This is a genomic window from Pseudomonas sp. KK18, assembly GCF_037094675.1.
Classification (GTDB): Bacteria; Pseudomonadota; Gammaproteobacteria; order Pseudomonadales; family Pseudomonadaceae; genus Aquipseudomonas.
The window spans coordinates 3,111,070-3,128,981 of sequence record NZ_CP146605.1 but is presented as its reverse complement, the minus strand read 5'-3'; the positions used below and the strand labels follow the sequence as shown (position 1 = coordinate 3,128,981).

General features: G+C 57.8%; 19 protein-coding genes. 4 read left to right on the top strand and 15 right to left on the bottom strand.

Going from position 1 to position 17,912, the window contains the following annotated elements:
* Positions 1 to 2: 2 nt before the first annotated feature.
* The 11 genes from V6607_RS14235 to V6607_RS14185 all read right to left on the bottom strand — a co-directional run bounded on the left by V6607_RS14235 (position 3) and on the right by V6607_RS14185 (position 11,561).
* Entirely contained in the window at positions 3 to 1,430 is a 1,428-nt protein-coding gene (locus V6607_RS14235; RefSeq protein ID WP_134326350.1) for a mannose-1-phosphate guanylyltransferase/mannose-6-phosphate isomerase, read from the bottom strand.
* 54 nt (positions 1,431 to 1,484) lie between these two features.
* On the bottom strand, positions 1,485 to 1,961 hold the full coding sequence (locus V6607_RS14230; RefSeq protein ID WP_003211352.1) for a glycosyltransferase: 477 nt from the start codon (positions 1,959 to 1,961) through the stop codon (positions 1,485 to 1,487).
* A complete protein-coding gene (locus V6607_RS14225) occupies positions 1,962 to 2,417 on the bottom strand; it encodes a hypothetical protein (RefSeq protein WP_023658755.1) in 456 nt (151 codons plus the stop codon). It lies immediately after the preceding gene.
* Positions 2,418 to 2,452: 35 nt separating this feature from the next.
* A complete protein-coding gene (locus tag V6607_RS14220) occupies positions 2,453 to 3,415 on the bottom strand; it encodes a glycosyltransferase family 1 protein (protein WP_134327657.1) in 963 nt (320 codons plus the stop codon).
* Between the two features lie 54 nt (positions 3,416 to 3,469).
* Complete coding sequence (locus V6607_RS14215) at positions 3,470 to 4,012, bottom strand: acyltransferase (protein ID WP_102368815.1); 543 nt, start codon at positions 4,010 to 4,012, stop codon at positions 3,470 to 3,472.
* Positions 4,013 to 4,858, bottom strand: coding sequence for a polysaccharide lyase (locus tag V6607_RS14210; RefSeq protein WP_256662413.1), 846 nt, complete (start codon positions 4,856 to 4,858; stop codon positions 4,013 to 4,015).
* Between the two features lie 18 nt (positions 4,859 to 4,876).
* Positions 4,877 to 6,028 (bottom strand): polysaccharide pyruvyl transferase family protein, encoded by a 1,152-nt coding sequence (locus V6607_RS14205; RefSeq protein ID WP_134326349.1) that lies wholly within the window; start codon positions 6,026 to 6,028, stop codon positions 4,877 to 4,879.
* Complete coding sequence (locus V6607_RS14200; protein WP_134326348.1) at positions 6,025 to 7,485, bottom strand: oligosaccharide flippase family protein; 1,461 nt, start codon at positions 7,483 to 7,485, stop codon at positions 6,025 to 6,027. The genes V6607_RS14205 and V6607_RS14200 overlap by 4 nt, the downstream gene beginning before the upstream one ends.
* Entirely contained in the window at positions 7,482 to 8,753 is a 1,272-nt protein-coding gene (locus V6607_RS14195) for a DUF6369 family protein (RefSeq protein WP_134326347.1), read from the bottom strand. The genes V6607_RS14200 and V6607_RS14195 overlap by 4 nt, the downstream gene beginning before the upstream one ends.
* Positions 8,754 to 8,858: 105 nt before the next feature.
* Positions 8,859 to 11,087, bottom strand: coding sequence for a polysaccharide biosynthesis tyrosine autokinase (locus V6607_RS14190; protein ID WP_008435478.1), 2,229 nt, complete (start codon positions 11,085 to 11,087; stop codon positions 8,859 to 8,861).
* A gap of 45 nt (positions 11,088 to 11,132) precedes the next feature.
* A complete protein-coding gene (locus tag V6607_RS14185; protein ID WP_134327655.1) occupies positions 11,133 to 11,561 on the bottom strand; it encodes a low molecular weight protein-tyrosine-phosphatase in 429 nt (142 codons plus the stop codon).
* A gap of 245 nt (positions 11,562 to 11,806) precedes the next feature.
* Here V6607_RS14185 and rfaH point away from each other — a divergent pair, with 245 nt between their 5' ends.
* The 3 genes from rfaH to V6607_RS14170 all read left to right on the top strand — a co-directional run bounded on the left by rfaH (position 11,807) and on the right by V6607_RS14170 (position 13,089).
* Entirely contained in the window at positions 11,807 to 12,316 is a 510-nt protein-coding gene (rfaH, locus tag V6607_RS14180) for a transcription/translation regulatory transformer protein RfaH (protein WP_003211330.1), read from the top strand.
* Positions 12,317 to 12,436: 120 nt separating this feature from the next.
* Complete coding sequence (locus V6607_RS14175; RefSeq protein WP_023658750.1) at positions 12,437 to 12,745, top strand: hypothetical protein; 309 nt, start codon at positions 12,437 to 12,439, stop codon at positions 12,743 to 12,745.
* Positions 12,742 to 13,089: a hypothetical protein gene (locus V6607_RS14170; protein ID WP_134326346.1), complete on the top strand. Its 348-nt coding sequence runs from the start codon at positions 12,742 to 12,744 to the stop codon at positions 13,087 to 13,089. Before V6607_RS14175 ends, V6607_RS14170 begins: the two co-directional genes overlap by 4 nt.
* Here the strand turns inward: V6607_RS14170 and V6607_RS14165 are convergent.
* The 4 genes from V6607_RS14165 to V6607_RS14150 all read right to left on the bottom strand — a co-directional run bounded on the left by V6607_RS14165 (position 13,041) and on the right by V6607_RS14150 (position 16,348).
* A complete protein-coding gene (locus tag V6607_RS14165; RefSeq protein WP_087694216.1) occupies positions 13,041 to 13,664 on the bottom strand; it encodes a hypothetical protein in 624 nt (207 codons plus the stop codon). The genes V6607_RS14170 and V6607_RS14165 overlap by 49 nt on opposite strands.
* Before the next feature lie 69 nt (positions 13,665 to 13,733).
* Positions 13,734 to 14,723 carry an ABC transporter substrate-binding protein gene (locus V6607_RS14160; RefSeq protein WP_134326345.1) on the bottom strand — a complete coding sequence of 330 codons (990 nt, stop codon included), beginning with the start codon at positions 14,721 to 14,723 and terminating at the stop codon, positions 13,734 to 13,736.
* The gene (locus V6607_RS14155) at positions 14,716 to 15,483 is read right to left on the bottom strand and encodes an ABC transporter ATP-binding protein (protein WP_134326344.1); all 768 of its coding nucleotides are present in this window, start codon (positions 15,481 to 15,483) and stop codon (positions 14,716 to 14,718) included. The genes V6607_RS14160 and V6607_RS14155 overlap by 8 nt, the downstream gene beginning before the upstream one ends.
* A gap of 1 nt (position 15,484) precedes the next feature.
* Positions 15,485 to 16,348 carry an ABC transporter permease gene (locus V6607_RS14150; RefSeq protein ID WP_134326343.1) on the bottom strand — a complete coding sequence of 288 codons (864 nt, stop codon included), beginning with the start codon at positions 16,346 to 16,348 and terminating at the stop codon, positions 15,485 to 15,487.
* Positions 16,349 to 16,598: 250 nt separating this feature from the next.
* On the opposite strand from V6607_RS14150, the gene V6607_RS14145 reads away from it, so the two are divergent.
* On the top strand, positions 16,599 to 17,687 hold the full coding sequence (locus tag V6607_RS14145) for an LLM class flavin-dependent oxidoreductase (RefSeq protein WP_134326342.1): 1,089 nt from the start codon (positions 16,599 to 16,601) through the stop codon (positions 17,685 to 17,687).
* Positions 17,688 to 17,912: the final 225 nt, after the last annotated feature.

Here is a 17,912-nt window from a genome sequence, read left to right as displayed (position 1 = left end):
CTTTAAACAAGCTCGAGGCGGCCATAGCGGTCTTCAAAGCGGATGATGTCGTCCTCGCCCAGGTACGAACCCGATTGGACTTCAATCAGCTCCAGCGGGATTCGCCCCGGGTTTTCGAGGGAGTGCACAACGCCAATGGGGATGTAGGTGGACTGGTTCTCGGTCAGCAGCACTTGCTTGTCGGCGATTTGCACATTCGCGGTGCCGGACACTACGATCCAGTGCTCGGCCCGGTGGTGGTGCAGTTGCACCGACAGCTTGTGCCCCGGCTTCACCGTGATCCGCTTCACCTGATACCGATAGCCCTGGTCCACCGAGTCATATTTGCCCCACGGCCGATAGACTTCGCGGTGGCTGGTGCTCTCGATCCGGTGCTTTTCAGTCAGCTGCGCGACTATTTTCTTGACGTCTTGCGCGTGGTCCTTGGTGGTCACCAAAATCGCGTCGGCGGTCTCGACGACCACCACATCATTGATCCCTGCAACCGTGACCAGGCGGTGGCTGGCATGCACATAGCTGTTGGTGACGTCCTGCAGCAGCACGTCACCCTGGGTGCAGTTCTGGTTCTGATCCTTGAGGCCCGCTTCCCACACTGAGTCCCAGGCACCCAGGTCGCTCCACGGCGAATCGAGGATGACCACCGACGCGATGTGGGTCTTTTCCATCACCGCGTAATCGATCGACACGTTGGGCGCGTTCACAAAATCCACCTGGCTGAGCCGGGTGAAATCCTGGTCATGGGCCGCGTTGGAGAGGGACAGTTCCGCGGCCACCATGATCTCCGGGCTCAGGCGCTCCAGCTCGGCCTTCATCACCGAGGCGCGGAACATGAACATGCCGCTGTTCCAGAAGTAGTTGCCTTGTTCCAGGTAGCCTTGCGCGGTCGCCAGGTCGGGCTTTTCCACGAAGGCATCGACATGCGCGGCGCCGTCCACCGCAGCCGCTTGAGTACGGATATAGCCGTAGCCGGTCTCCGGCTTGGTGGGCACAACCCCGAAGGTGACGATCTTGCCTTTGTTGACTTCCACCTTGGCCAGCGTCAAGGCCGCATTAAAGGCTTGGGTATCGCCGATCACATGGTCCGCCGCCAGCACCAGCAGGATCGGATCGTCCCCATCCGCCAGCGCCGACAGGGTTGCCGCCGCAATCGCCGGGGCGGTGTTGCGGGCGGTCGGCTCAAGGAGGATTTTCTGCGGGATCACGTCCAGTGATCGACTTTGCTCGGCCACGATGAAACGGTGTTCTTCGTTGCACACAATGATCGGCGGGCTGACGGTCTCGCCCTCTATCGACAGGTTCTTGATGCGATCCAAGGTGGCTTGAAACAAACTCAAGTCACCGTGCAGCGCAATAAACTGCTTTGGTTTAAGCGCTCTTGAAAGCGGCCACAGGCGCGTGCCTGAACCGCCAGACAATATAACTGGGATCATAACGATTACTCGATGATTAAAGGCAATAAGAGCGGATTGACAAACAGCCGAAACTTAAGAAGTGAATGACTTCACATAACTGATCAAGCGGTCCCTTTCGGTAAAGTCCAGTGAACTTTCGGCACTACTGTAGTTAAGCGCCGAATCAATCGCCGAAAAGAACGCATCTTTATCATGGGCGATAAACACAGAGGGAAGGTCTGAAAAGTTTTCGGCGGTGTCGTACTGGTGATTATTGATGTGTTCACCGCGCCGACTGTCGCGCGGGACAATAACAATCGGTTTGCCCAGTTCAAGGGAGCGAATGATATTGCCCATGCCCGCATGGGAAACAATCACCTTTGACGCATTGAAGTTTTTGGAAAACAGCGGCTCGGCGATGGTCTTGTAAGCCGTAATGCGCCCCAAGTCATTTTCGTTATTGCCCACCTGGGCAACAATCGGGACCTGCGGGTTTGCATGACTCCACTCATGCAAGTAGCCGAGCATTCTTTCAAAGGGTGCTTGAGTGCCAACGCTGCAAAATATCATTTATACAATCCTCCCTTTATATTGGGCCCGGCTGTTTTGCGACAGCGTGGGCCACTGGGTCAGCAACTCATCGACAAAATACACAGCGATCCTGCCGGACAACGAGAGCTTCTTGGGATTGGCAATGCTGTCGATCCACAGGGTCTTTTTGCCCATGAGTTTTCCCGCGACCAGCCCCAGCAACCCCGGTGCCGCCCCGGTGGAGATCACGTACCTGGCCTTGCTGCGGTAAACGATCGCAAAGATCTGGCAAAAGCCCTTGATGATCTTCAACGGTTCACTGCGATTAAAGTCCGGGACTTGCGCGAAGGCATGGGTTGGATACTGCGAGCCAATGCTGATATCCACGGTGGCGATGGTAACTTTTTGACCGTCGAAGGCAGGCAGCAACTTGCTCATTTGTACCCAGTGCCCACCTCCAGAACAAATCAATAAAACATCACTTGATTGACTCATGACGGTTCCCTTCCTGTCAGGTGTAATAGACATCATTAAATAGTGGCGGCAGTTCTTAACAGTTGGGCCTGGCCTTTCCAGCGGGTTATTCGCTTGGCTTTGAGCAAGGCCGATTTCTCTTTATAGGTTTCTTGATTGGCGATGAGCTGCGCGACGCCGGCCTTGATGGACAGCGGGTCCAGGGTGTCGACAAACACCGCCGCCTCGGAAAACAACGAGCGCAGTACCGTGGTATTGGAAAGCGCCATCGGCCTGCCGGCGCTGACCGCTTCGTTGGCCACGCTCAGTTGGACGTTGTCGCGGGTGGTCAGGCCGAGCACCACATTCGCGTCGCACAGCAGCTGTTCAAAGGTCGCCTTGCTGAGGAAGCCGGTCAGCTTGATGTTCTCGGGGAGTGACGCCACGAGCTCCTCGGAGAGCTTGCCCTGATGCTTGCCGGTGATCAGGAAGTCGACACCGGGCATTTCCCGGGCGGCGTTGATCACGATCTCGATCGGTTCATCGATATCAAACGAGCACGGAAACAGTACATAGGGTGTCTCGCGCTCACTGGCGGGCGCCGCGTGAAAGTCACACGGCAAGTCTTCCAGGATAAAGATATTGGTGTCCTTGACGCCCAGGCCGGCCAACTCCTCTTTGACTTTAAAATTATGAACGACGACGGCATCGATTCTATTCAACAGCGCTACCGTGCCCGGAAAGCCTATCCATTGTTTGCGCAACAGGCTGTTGTGGGCATCGGCGATAATCTTCAGCCGCCGGTTGAATATAAACTTGTAGGCCAGTGCTATATGCAATACCGGGCTCGGCGGCAACTGCACCCACAGCACGTCAGGCGAACCGGCCAACAGGGTCTTCAGGGTTTTAAACGACTTGATCACGTAATCCAGCGGCCGCGCGGATTTCTTCTTGAACTGGTTGGGCAGATGCAGAATGTCATACGCCCAGTATTGCTTCATGGTATCGGCGCGTCGTTGATAGCCAATCCATGCAATCATTAATGATTTCACGTCAGAGTCCTGCATAAATAAAGGTGGGGCCAGTGAGATTGCTTACACTGCAAACCAGATCGGAAAGTCGGCGTTGTATCGAATAGTGTTGTTTCTGAAGCGGATATGTTTGGCCGGATTGCCTCCCACGATCGAATACGCTGCAACGTTGCGCGTGACCACACTGCCCGGATAAACAACCGCGCCTGTTCCGATGGTGACGCCTGGCATCACCATCACATTGGGAAAGATCCAGGCATTGTCTTCAATCAACACCGGCTTCCCCACCAGGCAACTCATGGGGTCATCAATATCGTGGCCCAGCGTATAAATCCGGGTGTTATGGGAAATATTGACGTTGTCGCCGATGCGGATGCCCGCCCGGTTATCCAGGTAGCAGTCGTAATTGACCGTGCAGTTTTTCCCGACCGAGAAGTTGCCGAAGGAGAAAAACACCACGTTGCGGTGGATCGTAGTCCGGGCGCCCACCCGGCATCCGGTTGCCCGGAGCAACGCGCGTCGCAGATTGAAAAACAACGCCAGGCTGAGCAGCGTATTGAACAGCGCAACAGCGGCCTTCTTGATGTTCAGTTTCAGGTTCTTCATCTACTCGCCCTGCCCTGAAGTATCCGTTACGCGCTGTGAACTCATCACAAAATTCCTGAAGCGGATATTGGTACTCACCGGCGTGGCGAAAGACGGGTTATTGCCACCGAAGAACGTCGAAAACAGCAAGCCGTCGATGGTAATCTCCGGCGTGTCTCTAAACGTCAGCCCGGTTTCCGAGTGCACCAGCTGGTTGTCGTACCAAATGGAAATCACACCGTCGGCCTGCCCCGGCGTATTCAACTTCACCAGTTGCTCCAACCTGTGCCATTGCCCCACCGTAAAGATCCAGGAACCCAACCCGACTGCCGTGCCCCAGGTTTTACTGGTGGGCAAATACGCGTAAATGGCGCCGGCGCCCTTTTCTTTCCAGATGTAGCGCGTGGAAAAGCCGTCATGGCCGTTCGGTATCTTGCCGCCCGTATTGCCGGTGCCACCGTAGAGGCCCGGGAGCTTGCCGCCTTTTACAAAGTCGAAATTCCTGTCGAACTTCAACTCATAGGTCAGTACCAGGCATTCCCTGCCCGGTTGCGGCAGTGGGGATTTGAATTCAATGCCGCCGTAGGGCAACCCGAGGCGCACCATCGAACCCGGGTCATAGGAGCCGGCCGGAAAATGCACGGCAATGTCCTTGATCTTTTGGCTGTAGGCCTTGTTCGTCAGATTGGCCCTGCCCTTTATGCTGCTTTGCGCCTGGGGCCCGTCGGCCATCTGCGAAACGTCCGGCAGTGACGGGTAGATGTTCTTGATGCCTGGCTCGCAACGGTCGTTCAACTCAGATGCGCCGCTGGCAGCCACCTGCAGGGCGAACGCCACAATGAGTAGCGTCGAGGCTGTCTTTTTCACGTCGGTTGCCCCTCCACTTTATTTTTCATCGACCCATTTCAAAAAGTCGTCGACCGCTTTTTGCGCAAGGGAAGAACGCTGGGCGATCTCCTGCTTGAGGTGCTCGGCCATTTGCGCCTTGGATTGCCGAAATTCGCTGATGGTGGCCTTGATCACCTCAGGGTCTGGGGTGCTGACCAGCCGGGTGCCCTGCGGCAGCATTTCATGGACTTTTTTCAGCTTGTTTTCGATTTCAACCGCGATGGTGGGAAAGCCCAGGGAAGCCGGCAGCAGTACACCGTGTGCACGGGCGCTGATGATCACGTCGGACTCGACGATCAGTTTCGCCATGAAGGTTTCGGGCGTATCGCCCGCCGCGTCCCAGCACAACCATTCGAACGTGTGGTACTTGTCGATCAGGTGCTGGTCACGTTCCTTGTACAGCGAGACCAGGCGTACCTGCTCGCCACGCTTGGCGAGCTCATCCGCGGCCTGGACCATCGCCTTGATGAACTGTTGCCCGTTCGCGTCATGGGGCCAGTCGCGCAGGATGAAGGACAGGTACTTGCCCTTCTTGAGGCTGCCGACCTCCAGGTCTTTGCTGGAGATCCACAGGTCGGAAAGCAGGCTGGGGTCGGTGTACACCTCGACGTCGGACTTTCCGAAGGCCTTGCAATGCTGCTGGCTGGTACCGTCCCGCACGGAAATGTAGTCACAGCGATTGATCACGCTGACGGCGCGGGTCAGCAGCTTGCCGCCGCCATCGAAGGGGCCCAGGCCAATACAGAACGCTGCCAGGCGCCGGTGGAAATAGATCCTGTCGACACCACCGCGCAACCCGACATACAAACGCAGAAGCGTGGACTTCAGGTCGGTCTGCGCCTTGATGCTCTTGCACAGCTTCGCCACGATGCCTTTGTTGGCAGCCGCCTCTTTGGCCGGTGGGATGAACGAGAAGAACTGGCCCCCACCGCCCAACACCACCAGGTCAGCCTTGACCGGCTCCTTGATGTGCAGCCACTTGATACGCGGGTTGAAGTTCCTGGCGATCTGCGGATGATCGACACCCACCGCTATATCCGATTCTTTAAAGCGTTTTTTCAGAATATTGATCACGCATAGCATTAATACGTCATCACCCAAATTACCAGGACCGTATGCCCCCCGGATATATACTTTGCTGACATTCATGCTGGGCTTCCATTTTCCACGGGGTCATTAAACACGGCATTCAAGGCAAACGTTGTTGCGAGAATGTAGATAAATATCAGCGCCATGATCATCAATCGATACAGCACACTTTCGACATAGGCGCTTGATATGAAACTGATGAAAGGCAATGTCCACAAGATCAGGATCCTGGGAGATACGAGCAACTCCAGAGGTAATATCTTCTTGTAGACGAAATACGGCAGTCCCAGCAGGAAGTGAATAAACTGCGAGCCGATAAATGCCTTGGCAATCCCGATTGCACCTTCTTCCCGAAGCCACAGTGCTCCGGCAATGAATAACACTCCCCATAGAATGTTACTCATCACACTGAACCAGGCCAGGTTCATCACGATCATCTTTCTTGAAATACCGGACTTGAATGCACTGAGCAGCGAACCCAGGATTACCAGAACCAACGTCACTTCAAAATCCCGCCCCAGGAAACTGCTGCCATACAGTTTGGCCAGCAACTCGGGGAACATGATCACCGGCTGTATGATCACCAACACCACCAGCCAGCCCGACAGAAAGTTCAAGGCGTCCAACTTGCGGCTTTTACCGCCCAGCGCGGCGGCCAGCATCGGCACCAGCACAGAGCCCAACACCACGGAAACATGGGAAAAGATCGCGTTCCATTGCATCGCGGCGGCGTACATGCCCAATGCGGCAAGGCCGTTAGTTGTTTCCGCCAGCAACTTGTTGGCGAACCAGTTCATCGGGGCGACCATCAACCCCGTCAGCAATACCGGCAGGCCAACCGACAGCACTGCGTGCTTTTCAGTCATTGCACCTTTGAAACTCAGCGTGGTATTTCGGGCCTTCAAAGTCTTCCAGCAGGCCAGTGCGCTGAAGAACACGATCAGCAATTGAGAACCGGCCAAGCCCAGCAGCGCACCATTGAGTCGCAACTGCAGGGTCAGGAAGTACGTCGCCGGGATCGCGACAATCGCAATGATTCCGTTGATGGTCGCGATTGTCCGGTATTGGCCCCAACCGGTCAGGCAGCCCTGGGTCCATCCCGACAGGATAATCAACGTGATGGTGCTCAATACGATCAGCGATGCAGCGCTGAGGCTGTCTGCCCCCAGGATAACGCTGGAGAAAAAGTGCGGGAAAAACAGCGCTGTCCCGATGATCATCCCGCTGAACACAACCGAGAACAGCAGCGTCAGCGCAATGCCCCTGCCGGTCTTCTCGGGACAGGTCTCCTTGAACTGCCCGATATGCTTGGCCGTCGCCGTGGTGGTGGCTTGGGCGGCGACGTTGGCAAGCATCACAATCGCGCTCTGGATCAAGCCATACTCGCCAAACGATTGCGCACCCAATACCCGGGCAACCAGGATGCCGGTGATGACCACCGACACTTTGGTGGCCACGGCAGAAACGAAACTCCATGCCGTACTGGACACGAACTTTTTCAACAGTGTGCTGTTCATCCGGCATTCACCTGCAAGGGTGTGGTTATCAGCGGCTGGCCAGGCTTGAGGGTCTTTTTGCGTTGCCTGGCGGTGTGTTCGGAACAGACCCGCAGCACAATCGCGCCATACGCGATACCGATGGCGTACGGCTGATAAGGCGTGGCCGAGACAACGAACATCACCCCCAGAAAGATGGCGATCGAAACCGCCACCCGGCTGTTCATGTGCTGGGTAATCGAGGTAATGAACACGTACAGCAAGTACACGCCGATCAGCCCGTACTTAACGAAGTAGGTTAGGTAGGCACTGTCGATATTCGAGTTCTTGTCATCGAGGCCACGGTACTCGAACCAGGGAATCTCGAACGGCGTGCCCGCGCCCAGTCCCACAAAGTAATGCAGCGGGTTCATGCCGCGGATCAACTCCAGCGCCGGGCTGAAGCGCGTGGCCAATTGGGCGGCCATGCCTTCGGACGACAAACCATCATTGATTCGATCAGCCCCGATCATATTGCTGATGCCAATGAACGCCATCAGCACCACCGCCCCGGCCAGGGCAACGCCTATCATGCGGGCCGGCCGGGTGTATTGGTGGATGATGATCGCCGCAAACACCGAGACAAAGATGAAGCGAGAGTTGGCAATGAACAAACAGATGAATGAAGTGGCCAGGCAAATGCTTGCGAGCTTTTTCCTGTGTTCGAACAGCCGTGGGTCTATGAAGTAATAAATCAGATAGGCCACGGCGGCGTACGTACCGCCGTCCAGGTAGCGGTAGGCGTTTTCTTCATAGTAGACGTCTTGAAACTTGTACAAGCCCAAGCGTAACCAGGCAATGTCCAGCACATTGAAGGCGGTCATCGCGATCAATAGCAGGAGCACTGTCTGCAACTTCAGCGTTTTTGCGGCAAGGGTCGCGATGTTCGAGAGCACGATAAATGACAGGATCATTATAAACGGCCGAACATCCTTCAACAGGTACTTGTTCGAGGACTCCAGCAGGCCGCAGGCGAGTAACACCACATACAGCCCGCAACCAAATAGCAGGCCGCCCGGTACCGTCAATTGTTTCTTCTGTGTAGCCACCTGCCGGACCAGCAGTGCGCCCAGCCCGCCCACGATATAAAAGTCAAAGAAGTAGATACCCTTGAGCGAGATTATTTCGCTGTAGGAGTTACCCGTGGGAATAACAGCCAGCATTATCCCGAACACTACGATTGAGTATTTTGGATTTTTCGCCGCGAGCAAACCCGCTGACAGCGCGATAAGGGATAACAGGTAAAACATGGCTGGGTATTCTTTATGCTGATTTGAATTTGGCACGCTACCGCCCCAGGATTTTTCGTTCATTTCCTGAAAACGTGACCTCTATCCTGCAATTACAGTGGTGAATCAGCTCCGATCAGCCTGGTACTCGTACTGGTAATACCCATAGTTGCCGTAGCCATATTTGGCCGACGCTTTCTTTTCAACGCCGTTGAAGATCGCGCCCCTGAGCACGATGCCGTTCTGGGCAAATCGGCGCATGGTGTGCTCGATCTCTTTTGCCGGGTTCAAGCCATAGCGGGTGACGATCAGGTTGGTCCCCGATTGCCGTCCCACGATGGCTGCGTCGGTCACGGCCAAGAGCGGTGGCGTATCCAGAATCACCAGGTCATACCGTTCGCTGACCTGCGCCAACAGCTCGGTCAGGTTGCGGTGCATCAGCAGCTCGGAAGGATTCGGCGGTATTTGCCCGCGGCTGATGATGTCGAGGTTTTCAATGCCGGTTTTGTGGATGGCGGATTCAAGGGTGCATTGATTGGAGAGGATGTCGGAAAGCCCATCCTTGGCCGGCACACCCAGCACTTTGTGCAGGTAGCCCCGTCGCATATCCACGTCAATCAACAACACGCGCTGCCCGGTTTGCGCGATGACCGCCGCCAGGTTCACCGAGACAAAGGTTTTACCCACCTCGGGGCTGGGGCCGGAAATCATGATCCGGTTATTCGGCGCCTCGAGCATCGCAAAGTGCAAACTGGTGCGCAAACTGCGCAAGGCCTCCACTGCCAGGTCCGTGGGGTGACTGATGGCCAGCAATGAAGAACCGGCATCGGCACGCCCACGCCCGCGGCTGATTTTGTCTTCTTCGACCTTTTGCAGCGTGCTGTACGGAATCGACGCGTACACCGGCAAGCCCAGTTGCTCGATGGCCTCGGGGCTTTCCAGGCCACGGTTCAGCGCCTTGCGCAGCAGCACCAGCGTCACCGCCAGGAAGCCGCCCAGCAGCGTCGCGATCAGCACGATGAGGATCTTTTTCGGCTTGATCGGCTTGAAGAAATTGACGTCTGCGGTGTCGATCAGGCGCACGTTGCCCACGGTGCCCGCGCGCATCACATCGAGTTCCTGGGACTTGTTGAGCAACTGGGTGTAAATGGCCGTGCCGACCTCGACATCCCGGGTGAGGCTCAGCAGTTCCTGCTGGGTGGAAGGCAGGCTCTCGACCCGGCTCGCCAGGCTCTGCTGCTTGCTGGTCAGCTCGCCGATCTGAGTCAGCAATGCGCGATACGCGGGATGCTGGCGGGTGAACTTGCGGTCCATCTCGGCCTGTTGCAGCTTCAGCTCGGAGATGCTGGTATCGAGGCCCACGATCTGGTCGAGAATCGCCTTGGTTTCCAGGGTGATGTCCACCGACTTGCTGCGGGTCTGGTATTCATTCAAGGCCTTCCCGGCTTTTTCCAGGTCCTTCTTGACCTCCGGCAGTTGCTCCTTGAGAAACGCCAGGCTTTGCGCCGCCTCAGCCGAGGTGCGCTCCACGTTCTGCCGCACGTAGATCGCCGCGATCTGATTGAGAATTTTGATCGCCTGGTCCGGCTCGGTGCTTTCCAGCGCCAGGCCGATCATGCCCGACTCCTTCCCTCGCTCGACCACATCCAGGTTTTCCTGATAGTCGAGGATGCTGGTCAGTCGCGCATTGCGGATCACCCGGAAACGCGTGCCGGGCTTGGCGCGCAGTTCTTCAATCTGGAATGCCACGCCATTTTGCTCGAACGGCTGCCCGGCCTCGCCGGCCGCCAGCACCTGGTCATCTTCATCCACCAGGGTGTAGTGCGCGTTTTCACCCACGGTCAGGGTCAGCTTCTTGCCCAATTGCCCGTCGGGCAGGTCCAGCTTGAAGATCTTCAGCGACTCGCCGCCCCAGGCGAAGCTGTCCAGGCCCAGCAGCGGCTCGGCGATTGCACCGGGGTTGGCCTTCTGGAAGCGGCGCGCCAGGAACTCACCCACTACCGGGAAGTACATCGGCTGTACGACGATATCGAGTTTCAGGTTGTCGACGGTTTTGCCAATCACGTAGCGGGACTGGATCAGCTCGATCTCGGTGGCCGACGGCGACTCCTTGCCCAGCATCCCGCCGATGTCCGAGAAGCCCAGCAAGTCGTTCTTTTTCGCTTCGACCTGCAGCAGGGCATTCGCCTGGTAGACCGGGGTTGCCAGCACCGCATAGGCGGCGCCAGTGACCATAAAGGCACCGGTCACCGCAGCGATCAGCCATTTATGGTCGATCAGTGTTCCAAACAGACCGAGGAGATCAATCTCCCCGTTATCGTCTTCCTGTACGGTGACTGCTGGCGTTTGCTGCATAAGTCGGATTCTTAGCCTTTATTTCGATTCAAAAAGTAGTGGCGATCAGCGTGCAAGACGCTGCGCCCATGCGTTTACAGCTTCTTCGATCAACGCATAAGCGTGCACAAACGCGGCCTTGCCTTGACGGTACGGGTCGCTGATCTCTCGCTCGTTTTGCCATTTGCCCAGCAGCAAGACCTTGCCTCGTGCCTCGGGCGCCATGCTGAGTACGGCATTGATGTGCTGTCGTTCCATGACCAGGATCAGGTCGGCTTCACTGATCGCCTGTGGCGCCAACTGGGTGGCCTGGTGCTTGTCGGCCGGATGACCGTGGGCTTCGAGTACCGCACGGGCGGTGGTTTCAATCGGCTTGCCGACCAACGCGGCAATGCCTGCAGAACTGATCTTGATATCGGAGCACGGGAGTGCGCCACGCAAAAGACTTTCCGCGGTGGGACTACGGCAAACATTGCCAATACAGACAATCAACACTCTTTTAAACAAGGCACTATCCCCGGGCCATCCATTACCCCATGAAGCAACCTCTTCAACTTCATTACTTCACGGCAGTATTTATTAACACGTAACCCTTACTTCCCCCAAAATTATCTCCGGACGAAAAATAACAACCACCGCCTTCAACACGACAATTTATAACATTCATTACTTCGTCACCCCCATCGGCTTTAAATTACAGCCTTGTCACGTATCGCCCTAATATAGGAAGAGGAACGCCCATGAGCGCAAATGCCAACAAAGCCTGGTACCTGGTCCAGTGCAAATCCCGGCAGGACGAGCGCGCCGAGGAGCACCTCCAGCGCCAGGGCTATACCTGCTTCCGGTCTACCTATAAACGCGAACGGCTGTTGAAGGGCCAGCGCAGGACCACCCGTGAATCGTTGTTTCCAGGCTATCTGTTTATTCAAATGAGCCAGCAGGACAGCTGGAGCTCACTGCGCTCGACCCGCGGTGTGTCGCGGGTCGTGGCATTCGGCGCGCACCCGTTGCCCATCAGCGACACGCTGGTGGACGAACTCCAGGAGCGCGACCACCAGGCCGTGGTGAGCGCCCTGTTGCAGCCCGGCGAAAGCGTGCGCATCAATGAAGGGCCGTTTGCCGAACTTGAAGCGGTCTTCCTGGCCATGGACGGTGAGGAACGGGTGGTGTTGCTGATGAACTTCCTGCAACGGGAACAACGCATCAACTTGCCATTGGCAGAAATCAGCCGAGTGCAAAGAAGTGACTGATAGCGGCGCTGAACAGACAAGAAATAACATTCAACTTAATAACAGACTAAAAATAACATCCGCTTACTTTTTCACCTCTTGAGAATAAAGTAATACGTGAATTAACAGCGAGGGACGGCCATGAAAAGTTCAAAGCTATTGGTAGAGCGTATCGGCCTGTTTCCTTCTTCGGGAAACATTCACGTCAAGGTTAATAGTTCAACCACCGTTGTAGAACGCATGCAGGTGTTATACGCCGGCCATTCCCTGGACAGTGACGAATCCTGTACCGGGCTTTCAATGGTGTTCGCCGACTGGCGCTTCAAGTTGCAGGTGAGCAATCCCCTGTCCATCTGCCTGTGCGTGGAGAGCCGCGGCGACAGCCACCTGATGCAAATGAAGACGGCCGAACTATTGGCGAATATTTCCTGCACCGAGGAGCGGCCATGAGCATTTATGAGGATCTGAAACGGGCCTACGCCTTGAAAAGGCTGACGAACACGTTTGAAGGTTTCGTGGGCCTGGCACCGCACGAACAACTGCCGGCGGAGCAATATGCGCACAACACCCGGATCATGTCCCACTGGCTGGATCAGTTGCGCGGCAACTCACCGCAGGACATAACCGACACGTTGTTCAAGCAGATGAAGCGTTCGCAGCGCCGTGGCGATGCCCGGCGCTTCAATTGCCAGACGGTCCTGCTGGAGCTGCTGGTGGAAAGTAACCTGGCCCTGGACCTGGCCACTTACTCGGCGTTCAACTGCATGGAAGAGGCCCGCCAGGAAGGCTCCTGATGGGCCTGGTCGGCACCTGATACGGCCACTGCCACATGGTTGAGCAGCTTCTCGGCGTTGTACTTGGGTGCCATCGCACTTAACAACAGGATCACCATTCCCCCACCGATCAACGATGGGGAAACCCGCACTTCAACCACCTCAAGGCGCCACAGAAACGCCAGTGCCGCCATGCCGCCCAAAAAGCCACCGGCCAGTGCTTCGTTGAGTGGGTGAATATAGGGTGCCACGCAATAGGCACTGAACCAGCCGGCGATCAACATCCCGGCGATAGCTGCGGGCCAGCGCCACTCGGGGTTGACCCGGCGCGCCACCAGGCTCATCGCCACGGGCACCATCAACGACGTATTCATGGCGTGACCGCTGAGCACCGCAATATCCAGCTGCTGGAGCGCCACGCCCCAGCCCTTGAACAGCAACTTGCTGAACGCCACGATGGAATAGGTGCAGGCGATGGTCATCAGCCACCACTTGACCGCCTGGGGCCGGGAATACCAGAGCCAGACGGCGATCACCACTGCGGCCGGAATCATGACGGTGATACCGCCATATTGCGCCAGTTCTTCCCGTATCAAGTGCTGTTCCCTACCCGCAAGTTTTTCCCGGACCCATGAGACCTCAGGTCCGGGCAAAACACAACGACTTCAGGGCGCGCCAGCCAGCGATTGCGGCGAAAACACCTCGGTATCCGTCAGTTTCCGTACCTCTACCCGGTGCGGGAAAATCTTCTTTTCCACAAACAAATCATCCACCTGCTGCAACGCCTGCACATCCCGCTCCTCTACCGGCAGCAGCGACTCATCACCCCATGTGCGCAGCAACTGTGAAACCTTGAGCGGGATATCGTTGACCGTGGCAAACACCCGTGCGTATTCCTCGGGGTTCTGCTGCGCCCATTCAAAAGCCTTGGCGAACCGCTGCAAAACGTCACGCAACGCCTGGCGCTTGAGCGGGTCGGTGAGCACTTCATCGGACGCGGTAATAAACGTCAGGCCGGTATTGATGCCCTCCCCGCTGATCAGCACCCGCGCGCCCTGCTGTTCGGCGAACGCCTGGTACACCCCGAAGGTCGCCCAGGCTTCGATCTTGCCGGCGTTGAACGCAGGTAATGCATCGGTGGGCAGCACGAAGCCGACGTTGACGTCCTTTTCATCCACGCCGGCATTCGCCAGGGCGCGGATCAGCAGGTACTGGGAAATGCTCCCACGGGCCGACGACACCACCACATTGCGTCCTTTCAGATCGGCCACGCTGTGGATCGGTGAATCGGGCGGCACCAGGATCGCAATGCTGCGCGCCTGACTGCGGCGCACCGCAACGATACGCAGCGGCGAGCCTCCGGTGGCAGCCGCCAGCACCGGCGTATCCCCGGCCGGGCCGAGGTCCACGGCGCCGGCGCGCAAGGCTTCGAACAGCGGCGCGGCGCCCTGGAAGTTGGCCCACTGGACCTTGTAGTCGATGCCATCCAGGGCGTGGGCGGCCTCCACCACCGTGCGCAAGCCCTTGGCCTGGTCACCGAGGATCAAGGTCACACCCGACAGATCCGATGCTGACTTCGGCGCTTCAGCGGCTTTGTCGCAGCCGCCCATCAGCAGTGCAGCCGCCAACAGGCAAAGGGTTCTGAATTCAACCATGGGCAAACCGCCTGACGCTGGCGTTCGCAGGCTGGGCGGCAGGGGCGTCCACTTCAACCCCCAACAGGTTCAGCAAGCGCGCGCGAATCGCCTGGAAACCGTCCTGGCCGGTATCCCGTGCACGGGGCAGGTCGATGCGCAGTTGCTCGGCAATCTTGCCCTCCGCCAGCACGATCACGCGGTCGGCCAGCAGGATCGCTTCGTCGACGTCGTGGGTCACCAGCAACACGGCCGGCGTGTGTTTGCGCCAGAGTTCGGTGATCAGGCGATGCATCTTGATGCGGGTCAGCGCATCCAGCGCGGCGAAGGGTTCGTCGAGCAACAGCAGCTTGGGCTCGCGCACCAGGCCGCGGGCCAATGCCACGCGCTGGGCCTCGCCGCCGGAGAGGGTCGCCGGGTACGCCTCCAGCCGATGGGCCAGCCCGACTTCCGTCAACGCCTGCACCGCACGGGCCTTGGCGTCGGGAACCCGCAGGCCGAGAATCACGTTTTTCCAGGCGCGCTTCCACGGCATCAGGCGCGGCTCCTGGAACACCGCCGCCCGGGCCTTGGGCACGCGCAACTGGCCGCTGTCGATGCTGTCCAGGCCCGCGAGGCTGCGCAGCAAAGTGGTCTTGCCGGAACCGCTGGCACCCAGCAACGCAACGAACTCCCCCGGGGCGATATCCAGGTCCAGGCCGTCGATGACCCGCTGCTGGCCGAACTGGCGCACCACATTGCGCAACTGCACCGGTGCTGTTGAAGCTTCGAGAATCGACATGTCAGTTCCTCACAAACGATGGGCGCCAGGCCAGGGCAAAACGTTCCAGGGTGCGGATCAAGCCGTCGATCAGCAGGCCCAGCACGCTATAGATCAACAGGCAGATCACGATCACGTCGGTGCGCATGAAGTCCCGCGCATCACTGGCCAGGTAGCCGATACCGGCGGTGGTGTTGATTTGCTCGACAAACACCAGGGCCAGCCAGGAGATGCCCAGGGAATAGCGCAGGCCGACAAAAAACGAAGGCAACGAGCCCGGCAGGATCACGTGCCAGATCAGCTCGCGACGGTTGAGGCCGAGGGTGTTGGCGGCCTCGATCAGTTTGGGGTCGATGTTGCGGATGCCGGCGAACAGGTTGAGGTACACCGGAAAGGTGGTACCGGTAACGATAAGTGCGATCTTGGTGAACTCGCCGATGCCGAACCAGAGGATGAACAACGGCACCAGTGCCAGGGAAGGAATGGTGCGCAGCATCTGCATCGGTGAGTCGAGGATTACCTCGCCGCGCTTCGACAGGCCGGTGATCAACGCGGCCACCACCCCGATACTCACGCCGATGCTCAAGCCCAGCAGCGCCCGTTGCAGGGACACCAGCAGGTGCTTGCCCAGCTCTCCGGAGACGATCATCGCCCACAGGGTGCCGCCAATCTGAGAAGGCGCGGCGATGATCCGTGCCGGGATCAAGCCCAGCTCGGAGGCCAGTTCCCACAGCAACAGCAACACAATCGGGCTGACCAGCCGCAGCAACACATCGGGGGTGCGCCAGTTGCGCAGCCAGCGCGGAATCAAGCGGGATGCAACACCGGCTTGACCCTCGGCCTTGTCGACGGAAAACGAACTGGCGTTAACGGACTTTTCAGTCATCGGGCTTCCTTCCTCATCAAGAACACGGCCAGGAGCGCCGCTGCGGTTTCATGCTATTCGCATAAAAAACCTCAGTGAAATTCTATTTGGGAATAACCTAATACGATTAAAATGCGCATTACTGATAACGATCTAAAACTATGATTCTGTATTTTTATAATTAGGATAGAACCAATCGGCATTTTACAGGCCCGGGTGCGGCCCCTATTTTCGATAGCAGCTTTATTCCTGCCCTCAACAAGGACTGACCATGAGCATCGAATTTATCGGCTATATCGGCGGCCACCACGCCTCCGAGATCCACCCTCGCAGCGGCCCGACCTTGCAGCCCGACTACGTGGAGACCGTGGCCCGCGCCCACGAAGAGGCCGGCTTCGACCGCGCGCTGGTGGCCTTCCATTCCAACAGCCCGGACAGTACGTTGATCGCTGCCCATGCGGCCAGCGTGACGAAAAAGCTGCAGTTCCTGATTGCCCACCGGCCCGGCTTCGTCCAACCCACCCTCGCTGCGCGACAGTTCGCCACGCTGGATGTGTTCAACGGCGGGCGCACCGCGGTGCACATCATCACCGGCGGCGACGACCGTGAACTGCGGGCCGATGGCAGTCATATCGACAAGGATGAGCGTTATGCGCGCACCGACGAGTACTTGAGCGTGGTGCGGCAGGAATGGACCAGTGAAAAGCCCTTCGACCATCACGGCACTTACTACCGGTACGAGGGTGCGTTTTCGACGGTGAAGTCGCCGCAGCAGCCGCATATACCGTTGTATTTTGGCGGGTCTTCAGCGGCGGCCATTGCGGTGGCGGGCAAGCATGCGGATGTGTATGCGCTGTGGGGTGAGACCTACGAGCAGGTGAAGGAAGTGGTCGCCCATGTGCGGGCTGAGGCGGCCAGGCATGGGCGTACGGTTCGCTTCAGTTTGTCGTTGCGGCCGATTCTGGCAGAGACTGAAGCGCTGGCTTGGGAGCGTGCGGATAGCATTCTGGAGCAGGCGACGGCGTTGGCTGAGAAGAATGGGTTTGTGAGGCGTGAACCGCCGAATGAGGGGTCGCGGCGGCTGTTGGCGGCGGCGGCCCAGGGGTCGCGGTTGGATAAGCGGTTGTGGACCGGGATTGCGGGGTTGCTGGGGGCGCAGGGTAACTCTACATCGCTGGTGGGTACGGCCGATCAAGTGGCCGAGGCGTTGCTGGATTATTACGACCTGGGTATCACGACGTTTTTGATTCGTGGGTTTGATCCGCTGAATGATGCTATTAATTACGGGAAGAGGCTGATTCCGCTGACTCGGCAGTTGGTGGCTGAGCGGGAGCGCCAGGCGGCTGGAAAAGTGGCCTGAGGGAGGGGGACCGAGTACATATCCGTTTCTTCGGTAACGGCGGCTTATGGTTCCGCTCTTACAGCGGGTCACTTTTGGCAAACGCCCGGAATGCCGGCCCAGCCAAAAGTAACCAAAAGGTCTTTGCCCCACCACTCGGTGCCTCGCCTAGGCTCGGCATGCCCGCACTCCGGCACGGCTCCGCGGGCCGCCGCGACGGGCCATCCATGGCCCGGCGCGGCTAAA